This window comes from Acinetobacter sp. YH01018 (assembly GCF_013420295.1).
Taxonomy (GTDB): Bacteria; Pseudomonadota; Gammaproteobacteria; order Pseudomonadales; family Moraxellaceae; genus Acinetobacter.
Genome location: NZ_VOYL01000018.1, coordinates 45248 through 55696, shown reverse-complemented (window position 1 = coordinate 55696; position 10449 = coordinate 45248). Strand labels below are relative to the sequence as shown.

The following is a 10449-nucleotide window of genomic DNA, read 5'->3' as shown; positions in this document are numbered from 1 at the left end:
TAACGGTTCAATTTCTTTAAAGGCTTCTCGACTAATGTCGCTGGGATATGGTTTTCTCATTGAATAATTTTAACAAATTCTTTTTTTAAGTGCTAAAAAAGAATGAAATTAATACTGGATAGGCTCTAAGCAAAAGCAGGCCAGGATGAAATCACTAAATGAATAACTCCCTGACTTGCAAGTCAGATGGCTTAATTAAAGAATTCTGTACACCAAATGATTTGACTACTGCGGTTTATTTTCTCGAAACCACCAGAAACTGATTGCCTAAAAACGTTGCTCCACAAGTTGTCCTATCACCTGCAATCACCACCCCACGTCCTTTCACAGTAGTTGACTGTTCAGCAGCAATCGCGGACACAACAGTTTGGCATTTCGGACAATAATGCTTCATGCCATGCAAATGCACAGCCACTCCATTTATGATAAAAGAAGAATCGCATTCCGAAACTATACCGCCGTGCGAGGTGGTAGAACCGAGGGTTATTAAAGACTGAGCCATTGTTATTCTTCTTGTACTTTATAAAAATTATTTTCTTATTTTAGCATGAGTTGAATTTTAAGCTAGATGAGTCAGAACTCCTTCATCTTAAACATAAAAAGCACCCGCAGGTGCTTTTTATTTCAATTCCAAATTATGGTTTAACCACAACCATCACCTGAATCGCTTCTGGTGTGACAGATAAGCCATCCAACAAGCTCAAGCCTTCTTTCTGGAATTTCTGTAAGCGTGAAATTTCATCTTCACGGATACTTGGGTTGAATTGCTTCAGGTAAGTTAAACGGTCAATTTCATATTGCCATTTATTGCCATAAACTTCTTTTGCCTGCTGCTTGAAGTTTGGCAATGCAGATTTGGCAATATCCAAGGCTTGTGCATAACGCTGCTCAATCACTTCACGGCGTGCTTTCACCACTTGACGGCAGCTATTGCCATCTAGGTGATGCAAATAAGGTTTCAGGATTTCTGGTGCAATCTTTTCAGACAGGTCCTGACCTTTTTCACTAAGCAATACACGAATCAACTGTTGTGGCAAGCTGGATGGCAGGTTCAATGCCTTCGGTGCAACCACATCCACCTTGAACCAGACTTCCATCAATACCGAACCCTGTGGCAAGGCTGCTGATTTTAATACCGCAACGTTGGTACTACCAAAAGATTGAGTATTGATCATTTCCATCACACTTTCAGTGAATGGATGCTCAAGGGTTAAATACTGGGCATCTTCACGAACTTGCGCCTGATCACGATAGAAAGTCGCAGTCATGCCTTCTTCATCTAAAGACAAGCCTTGTACCTGCATTTGATCGGTCGGCTTGATGATCACCGTACCGTTACTTTGCTCATCAAAATCGATATTGGTCGACGCCATGAAGCGTTTCATAAACATCGGCAAAGTAGTGTTGTCATCATAATCTTCAAGCGCCTGCACAATTTCCTGTGCCACGATTGGACGGCAAGAGTTGTATTCCAGCAGACGGTCACGGCCTTCCTGCAATTCAGCTTCCAGCGCTTCACGCTGAACACTAACTTCTTCCAGCAAATCTTCAAACTGCTGGCCTAAATCTGCCAGTAAACAGTCTTTTAATTTCACAATAAAGTTTTCTTGCAGTGTTTGTGCCGTCGGGGAAATATTACTGAAAATATTTAAGCCTTCGTTGTACCAGCGGAACATACGCTCTTGCGCTGTACCAACCAGATAAGGCACATGAATCTGAATCCGGTTTTCCTGACCAATACGGTCCAGACGACCAATACGCTGTTCAAGCACATCCGGGTTCGCAGGCAAATCAAATAAGATCAGGTCAGAGGCAAACTGGAAGTTACGCCCTTCTGAACCGATTTCAGAACACAATAGAATTTGTGCCCCATAAGACTCTTCAGCGAAATAAGCCGCTGCCTGGTCACGCTCAAGCAGGCTCATACCTTCATGGAACATGGCAGTACGGATACCAGCATGTAAACGCAGCACATTTTCCAGTGCTTCCACTACAGGACCACTACGTGCAATCAGCAACACTTTTTTGTGTTTAAGATCAGTACGCAGCTTTTCCATCAGCCACATCACGCGTGGATCATGTTCCATCCATGCGCCATCCAGCTGAGCTTCTTCCGGCCACATCTGTTCACGTAGCTTACCGTCTTTTGACCAGTTTGCAGGTGCTGGTAAAGGTGCTGGTTGACAGTCACGACCCGGGAAACCCTGAATCGCTTCACGGGTATTACGGAATAAGATACGGCCAGTACCATGACGGTCTAATAATTCGTGAATAGCACGGAAACGCTGTTCCGGCTCATCCTGAATGCTATGACCCAATAAACCTTCAATCGCTTTTAAATGCCCTTCTTCCAAAGGCAGGTCTGACATCAGCACTTCAGCAATTTTTGCAGTCTGATGATACTGCTCTTCTTCATCAAGGAAGCGATCAAGTGAACTGAAACGTTGTGGATCAAGCAGACGTAAACGGGCAAAATGGCTTTCTACACCTAACTGTTCAGGTGTTGCTGTAAGCAGTAACACACCCGGGGTTTTTTCCGCCAGCTCTTCAACCAAATCGTAACGGTCATTACCTCCTTCTTCTTCACTCCACATCAGGTGATGAGCTTCATCCACCACCAGAAGATCAAAACCAGCTTCTAAAGCCTGTTCACGTAAATCCTCGTGATCCACCATCAAATCAACAGAAGCAATGATGCGCTGCTCGGTCAGGAATGGGTTTAGATCAGGATCATGTTCCTTGATGGATGCGGTACGGGTCAAATCGAACAGTGAAAATTCCAGATTAAAACGGCGGCGCATTTCAATCATCCACTGATATTGCAGTGAATCTGGCACGAGAATCAGGATACGTTCAGAACGCGATGTTTTGAGTTGCTGATGAATAATCAGGCCCGCTTCAATGGTTTTACCCAAACCGACTTCGTCCGCAAGTAAGACACGCGGTGCAAAACGCTGTCCCACTTCATGGGCAATATAAAGCTGGTGCGGAATCAGGCCTACACGCGCACCGACCATGCCGCGCAGAGGACTGTTCTTCATATTGGCTTGCATCAGTAAAGCTTCAATACGCAGGTCATACCATTCTTTATAGTCGACCTGACTGGCCAGTAAACGGTCAAGCGGTTTAGACAGCTGGATGGTCGCACCGATACGGGTTTCATTGAGTGACTTACGTTCTTCTGAGCCATCTTCCAGATTACGCACGACGTTATAGCGCACCACACCATGACGGTCTTCCAAAGACTCAACTGTCCATTGGGTGCCTTCCTGATCCTGCAGTTCATCCTTCACATTGAACACAATACGTGATAAAGGTGCATTGTTACGTGCATAGACACGTGTTTCATCACTTTTTGGGAATAAGATGCTAACCGATCTTTCATCTACATCTATAAGAACCCCTAAACCGAGTTCTGTTTCCGTATCTGATAACCAACGCTGACCAATAGCAAACTGATGCAATTTTTCCACCTTTATCTAAAAATGAGGACACTAATTTCAAGCCCAAAATCTGCTTGGTATTTGAGCAAAAAACCAGGTCTTTAAGCAATATATTTTGACATAAAGCCCACTAAAAAGTGCGCAAAATCTATGAGGATTAAAAAGTTTTTACTTTAAAAAGGAACTGGAGCATAAAACTCCATCAGCTGTTCTGTTTGCGGATGATAAAAACTTAAGTTTTCAGCATGCAGGCACAGACGCGGCATCATCAGTTGCTGCTCAGGAGTGGCATATAAAGTATCACCAATAATAGGATGACCCAGATATTGCATATGCACGCGTAGCTGATGGGAACGGCCGGTAATCGGGCTAAGTTTGACCCTCGTCACCGCCTGTCCCTGAATTTCAAAATGTTCGATGGCCTGCCAATGGGTCAGTGCAGGCTTGTTATGATTTGGATCGGCAATATGTAATGGTGGATGTTCAGGGTCATAGACGACAGGTACATCAACCGTGCCTTCCCCTTCAAGATGCCCTGCTACAAGCGCCTGATAGGTTTTGTCGGTTTGACGTTCCTGAAACTGGCGGGAAATGGTTTTTTGCCCCCATCTGCTCAGGCCAAACACCAGAATACCTGAAGTATCACGATCCAGGCGGTGAATCAGTAGTGTTTTGGGTTCTATTTCTAATAATCGGTTGATCACGCAATCTTGTAAATCTTCGGTTTTGCCAGGAACGGTGAGTACACCTGCAGGTTTATGGATGACCATAAAATCTTCATCACGATGTATCAGATGTTCGGTTAGAAAATTACTCAATGTTCAATCCCAGGCTGATCGCGCAAACAAGGCGGCAATGATAGAAAGCTTGGCGCAGAATTACAATGCACAATATTCGAATTGGTGACGGTTTTTCCGATTTTGCTCAAAAATTATTTCAATCCCGTGTTATCAACGTGCTGATTGCAATACAAAGCTGACCAGCGCATGTAGTGAATTGTGTTTTAGGACATCTTCATAAGTAATGTTTGCCCCATGCGCTCGCCAAATACCCACTAAAGTGACAATAGCAACAGAATCCAAACCGTACTGTTTCAGATCAAGATCAGGATCAATTTCCAGAGCATCCATGTTCAGTTGCTCTGCAACCGCAAGCATAATTCCCTTGGGGGAAAGCACATAATTGGATGGAGCACTTAAATCCCATAATCTAGTCAAACTATAGCTATTCATATGATGCAAGCCGTGTATCGAAATGTTATCAATCCATTGAATATGCTGGTCTTGATTCGACAATAAAATCGCATCGTCCACTACACAGATTTGCTCGGTGACACTTTGTAGATGCGGCAATATTTGCTTGAGCATCGGCGTGACCTGCCCGGCAAAAATCAGTTGGGGATACGATGATGCATATTCACCGAGTTGCTGCATGCCCTGCATCAGGTCATCGCCATACAAATCAACAATCGGAATATCTAAAGCTTTGGCTTTATTGGTGATCTGAACAAGATGGGTCATGAGGTCGCTGTCTTGTATGCCTGCCATCATCCTTAGGTTGTGCAATCCCACCAACACTAAAACCGATTCAGTTGCTGAAAGCTGCCATTTGGCTTGGGAGGGGGTGAGTTGGATCTTTTTGGGTAATGGATAAAACATTAAGCCTCAACCTGCGCTAAAAACTTCTCAATCGCTACCTGTGCAATCTCCGCATCTTCAAACGACTTCACACCTGACACCCCCATCGCTCCGACCAACTGCCCTTGATACAGAATCGGCTCACCACCTTCTAACATGCCCGAGAACGTTTCCATAGTCAGAAAGCCCATTTGACCGCCTTTGATAATATCTTCAAATAGCTTGGATGGACGGCGGCTCATTGCCGAGCATTTGGCTTTTTCTAGACATAAATTGGCTGTCATAGGTGATGCCCCATCCATACGTTTCATCGCAAGCAAATTACCCGTTTCATCTACAATGGCGATACTGACATTAAAATCATGTTCAAGTGCATATTCATAAGCTGAATTTAGTAAAAATTCCGCATCGCTTAAAGTCAAATAATGTTTGGTTTTCATATTCGCTCTCAAAAATTCTTTATAAAAAAGCCCGCTATAAAACGGGCTTCATTTACATGCTCAAAATTAAGCGGATGCTTTCATTTCAGCAAAGGTTTCTTTCGCAGCTTGAATAGTAAATTCAATATCTTCATCACTGTGTGCAGCTGAAATAAAGCCAGCTTCAAATGCAGATGGCGCAAAATTCACCCCACGCTGCAACATGCCATGGAAGAATTTACGGAAGGCATTCACATCACATTTCAGCATTGAATCAAAGCTGGTAATGTCTTCTTGATCGGTAAAGTACAAACCGAACATCCCGCCCACTTGTTGAGTCTTGAATGGAATATCTGCTTCATCCGCAGCAGCTTGTAAACCGGCAAGCAGTTTTTCGAGTTGCGCAGTTAATTTTTCATAAAAACCTTCGGCACGTAAATGTTTAAACATTTCAATACCGGCACGCATCGCGAGTGGATTACCTGACAATGTCCCTGCTTGATAGACTTTACCCAGTGGCGCGATGCATTCCATCACTTCTCGTTTACCACCAAACGCACCGACTGGCAGGCCTGCACCAATAATTTTACCCAAAGTGGTCAAATCAGGTGTTACGCCATAATGTGCCTGTGCACCGCCTAGACCGACACGGAAACCGGTCATCACTTCATCAATGATGAAAACCGAACCATGCTCATCACATACATCACGAATTGCTTGCAGGAAACCGTCAATCGGTTTCACCAAGTTCATGTTGCCTGCGACTGGCTCAACAATTACGCCAGCAATTTCATGACCGAATTTAGCAAAACATTCTTTTAAAGTCGCGATGTCATTGTATGGCAGGGTTAAAGTGTGCTTGGCAAAATCAGCCGGTACACCCGCAGAAGTCGCTTCACCTTCACCGCTAGTCAACATGCCTGAACCCGCTTTAACTAAAAGCGAGTCTGAGTGACCGTGGTAACAGCCTTCAAATTTTACAATCTTATCGCGGCCTGTGTAGCCTCGTGCCAAACGGATTGCTGTCATGGTTGCTTCCGTACCTGAATTGGTCATACGAACCAGTTCAATCGACGGCATGATTTCACAGATGATGTCAGCCAGGGTTGTTTCATGAACTGTTGGTGCACCAAAGCTTAAGCCATCAACAGCAGCCTCTTGTACGGCTTTAATGATGTCAGGATGGGCATGGCCTAAAATCATCGGTCCCCATGAACCAACATAGTCCACATAGCGTTTACCATCGACATCGTATAAATAGGCACCTTTGGCTTTTTCAATAAATACAGGCGTACCACCCACCCCATTAAACGCACGTACCGGTGAATTCACCCCACCCGGAATATGTTTGCTGGCTTGTTTAAACAATTGTTCTTGCTTTGGAGATAGGCTCATGAATTTACTCAACTCAAAATTAAATCAATCTAAATCTATATTATTAAAGGCTGTCTTGAAAAAGTGTAGACCATTCATCAAGACGCTCAGGAATGGCATGCATAGGACGACCTAATATATCACTAATCACTGCACAATAATCTGCACCAGATTCAACCACGATCTTTGAATTTTCAACGGTTAACCCGCCAATGGCACAGATCGGCACATTTAGTTGCGTTTTGGCTTGTTTTAATGTTTCCAAACCAATGTTTCCGGCTTCAGGCTTACTCTCAGTCGCATAAATTGCACCAAATGCCACATAATTTGCACCATCGGCAATCGCCTGTTCTGCCAATTCCAGTGAATTGTTGCAACTGCGACCAATCAGGACACCTTCTGGCAAACGTGCAACCGCATCGACAATAGAGCCATCATCCTGGCCCAGATGCACACCTACACCGTATTTAACCGCAATTTCAAGATCGTCATTAATCACGAAAGGTACGCGATATTCAGCACACATGGCTTTCATATACTCAATTTCATAAAATTGATCTTCTTTGGCGACTTTTTTACGACGGTATTGCAATACTGAAATACCGCCATTGGCCATTGCACCTTCAAGCTTAGCCAATAAAAGTTCTAAAGGATCATCATTGGTGATCAGATATAAACCGCGCATAACAAACTGCCAAAATTAAAACTGCCCTATTATAGGCATATCAGGAACAAGATTCAGCGGAACTGACTTAATTCCTTAAAATTACAGCAGATGAATATCAAAAATTAGAAAACTTAAACGGTAGCAACTTTGAGTTAAATAGTGTGAAAATACCTATTTTCAGGGATAGATCATCTGAAGATTAAACGATTAAATAAACCACAAAATGACAATAAATAATAATTATAAAAACAAAAACTTGAAGCACTGAAAAGACTTCCTGATCCTTGATTATAAAATGCGCTTGGGGGAAGCGAATCAAGGATTAGGAAGTCATTCTATTTTTATTCCGCTAAAATTGGGTAATATCTTCAACTCTGACAAAGCATTTCTTGTAAATTTTTAATTCCATATTTTTTAATTTTGGTTCAAAAAGTTTAGCTTTTATCTAACCTTCCTTAAATAAAAAAAGCCTAGAGAAGGTCACTCTAGGCTTGGAAAACTTTAAAATTAGGACGCTCGAAGTAAGAAATAAATTTATTCAATGCCTGTTCTATTAATAGAATATTCACTCTACCATTGCAAGTCTACATTCCGTAAATTTACAAATATTTTATTTTTAGGTAAATTTTTTCAACACTATTCACATAATAAAAGTGATTTTTTAACTAACTGGGAATTTTATCCAGGGAACGATCTTTTAAACTTAAATTCCCACGCAACACATCAGAAAACATGCGCCAATCTGAAATAAAACTATAGAGCGGCTGTTTAAAACTGGCCGGTTTGTTTTTTTCAAAGCAGAAATGACCTGCCCATGCACTAGCATAGCCGAACAATAATCCATAAACCAGATACTTTGGCTTTCTTTTTACAATGGCACGACTTAATAGGCATGCCCCGACACTACTGCCGAATATATGCAAACGGCGACTCATAATATTACGATGCTCAGTTAGATAAAACCGATAGAATTCATGATAGTTTTGAATCGGCAGCTGAAATTCCGGTTCTGGATGATGTTCAAATTTGAGCTGGATTGTTGTATTCATGGTCATAGTCCTGCCTATTTTGATTCAAGTTAGCTCATATTTCAGCCAAATTAAAGTGTCCGCTTTTATCATTTTTTTGATCATTTGCAAAGCAACCAGTCAAGAATCCGTTCGTCAAGTCTTACATCAAAAATCATTTTCGCTACAATCATCAGCTTAGAATGAACAATGCTATTTCCGGCGCTATAAAAGAACAGATTTCATAATGCATGTGTAAGCTATAGATAATGTTTGCATTGCTGACATCGCATCAAAAAATTAGGATGAAAAATCATGATTGAAGTTGAATTAAAATTTCAAATTCCTGAAGCAAGACGTAATGCTTTACTGAAAGCATTGGATCCTAAAAAATCTGAAATTATTCAACTGAAAGCCAAATATTACGACACATCGGAACGCTTACTCTCACAGCATGGTGTTGCCTTAAGACAACGTCTGGAAGGCACACGCTGGATTCAAACCTTGAAAGCTGCCGGGAAAAGCCACTTACATCGTTTTGAGCACAATCATGACCTGGGTGAACTGGAACAGGCACCGCAACTGGATTTATCTATTTATGAGCAGGATGCTGAAGCACAACACATCCTGAAAAATGCTTTGGGTGAGGCACAGGATCAACTTAAATTACAGTTTGAAACTGATATACAGCGTACCTTTCGCGTCATTCATTTTGAAGAAACCGAGATAGAAGTCAGTCTAGATGTTGGTGAAGTGCGTACCGAAACAGCGCAGAGTGAAGTACATGAAGTTGAATTTGAATTGAAGTCAGGCTCAGTCCAATCTCTTCTCGCCTTTAGCTTTGAATGGGTGAAAAAATATCACCTTTGGCTGGACGTGCGCAGTAAGGCCGAAATCGGCAATCTTCTGGCCATCCAGCAACCCGTCAGTCCGGCAAAATTAGCCAAGGAATTTCATTTAAGTAAAAAAGACCCCGCCAATAAAAACTTGCGCATGCTGATTGCCCAGCAGTTACAGCATTTACTGCCAAATATCGCAGCTATTGCTGCAGGTGTTGCCGAGCAAACCCATATTCAGCAGGCACAAATTGCCCTGGATCATTTACATTTGACCCTGTCGTTATTTAAAGACTGGAATGAGGCAGTTTCCGACAAATGGGCGGTGCAGCTGGGTGCATTTAAGCATCAGTTTGATCATTTACAGCATTTGCAGCACATGCAGTCGACTTTAGGCGCATTTTTACAGAATCCCAATACTGCATCAAATTTAGCCAAAGATATTTTGTATGCTAAAGAAAAATTGGCCAATCTGGTACGTTCAACACAAAACGTACATCATTATCTGGAATTATTGATGTTTGGCTTGGACCACAAGGATAAGTCCCAAGTGCACGACTTAAAGTGGTTTGCGCAAAATACCCTGCAAAATCAATATAAACAACTCCAAGATCATCTCGCAAATACCGATATTGCCAATTTTGAAAGTCTGGATCAGTTAGCCACTAAAATTCATGAACTGAAATTTAGCTTCCCGATTCTAACTTCGATTTATGATGTCAAAAATTTGCAAAAATACAGCAAAGCCTTGAATGATGCGCAACTTGCAGCCAGTGAATATCAGATTCTGGCCTCTTCTGCCGAGTATATTCAGCAAACTGAACTGGAAGCCAGTGACTGGTTTGTGTTGGGTTGGCTGACAGCAAAACAGGAAGTGTATGCACAAAACCTGCTTGAAGCGACAGAACAATTCCTGGTGAGTCGTAAATTTATTAAGTAACAAATAAAGCGACAAAATTAAACCAGTCAAATCAAAGCGTATGGCATGATCTTTTAATGCACACCAATGAGTGGGGCGACATACGCTTGATCTACTTTCTGGCAAAACCCTACTCTTTTTTTGATA

At 42.2% G+C, this 10449-nt stretch carries 9 protein-coding genes; 1 reads left to right on the top strand and 8 read right to left on the bottom strand.

From position 1 onward, the window contains the following. Positions 1–235 precede the first annotated feature (235 nt). The 8 genes from FTT83_RS08405 to FTT83_RS08370 form a co-directional block, all read right to left on the bottom strand. The gene (locus FTT83_RS08405; protein WP_180176526.1) at positions 236–502 is read right to left on the bottom strand and encodes a PAAR domain-containing protein; all 267 of its coding nucleotides are present in this window, start codon (positions 500–502) and stop codon (positions 236–238) included. 133 nt (positions 503–635) lie between these two features. After that, positions 636–3473, bottom strand: coding sequence for an RNA polymerase-associated protein RapA (gene rapA, locus FTT83_RS08400; RefSeq protein ID WP_180176525.1), 2838 nt, complete (start codon positions 3471–3473; stop codon positions 636–638). Positions 3474–3616: 143 nt separating this feature from the next. Beyond that, positions 3617–4261, bottom strand: a complete 645-nt coding sequence (locus FTT83_RS08395) for an RluA family pseudouridine synthase (protein WP_180041736.1) — start codon at positions 4259–4261, stop codon at positions 3617–3619. A gap of 132 nt (positions 4262–4393) precedes the next feature. Then, positions 4394–5101 (bottom strand): phosphopantetheine-binding protein, encoded by a 708-nt coding sequence (locus tag FTT83_RS08390; RefSeq protein WP_180176524.1) that lies wholly within the window; start codon positions 5099–5101, stop codon positions 4394–4396. Continuing rightward, on the bottom strand, positions 5101–5520 hold the full coding sequence (locus tag FTT83_RS08385) for a heme-binding protein (RefSeq protein WP_180041740.1): 420 nt from the start codon (positions 5518–5520) through the stop codon (positions 5101–5103). The genes FTT83_RS08390 and FTT83_RS08385 overlap by 1 nt, the downstream gene beginning before the upstream one ends. 66 nt (positions 5521–5586) lie before the next feature. After that, complete coding sequence (gene hemL / locus FTT83_RS08380) at positions 5587–6894, bottom strand: glutamate-1-semialdehyde 2,1-aminomutase (RefSeq protein WP_180041742.1); 1308 nt, start codon at positions 6892–6894, stop codon at positions 5587–5589. A gap of 43 nt (positions 6895–6937) precedes the next feature. Continuing rightward, on the bottom strand, positions 6938–7558 hold the full coding sequence (thiE, locus tag FTT83_RS08375; RefSeq protein ID WP_180082678.1) for a thiamine phosphate synthase: 621 nt from the start codon (positions 7556–7558) through the stop codon (positions 6938–6940). 647 nt (positions 7559–8205) lie between these two features. Next, positions 8206–8589 (bottom strand): DUF962 domain-containing protein, encoded by a 384-nt coding sequence (locus FTT83_RS08370; protein ID WP_166166573.1) that lies wholly within the window; start codon positions 8587–8589, stop codon positions 8206–8208. 273 nt (positions 8590–8862) lie between these two features. Between FTT83_RS08370 and FTT83_RS08365 the strand changes: the two genes are divergently transcribed. Further along, entirely contained in the window at positions 8863–10323 is a 1461-nt protein-coding gene (locus FTT83_RS08365) for an inorganic triphosphatase (RefSeq protein WP_180041747.1), read from the top strand. Positions 10324–10449 lie beyond the last annotated feature (126 nt).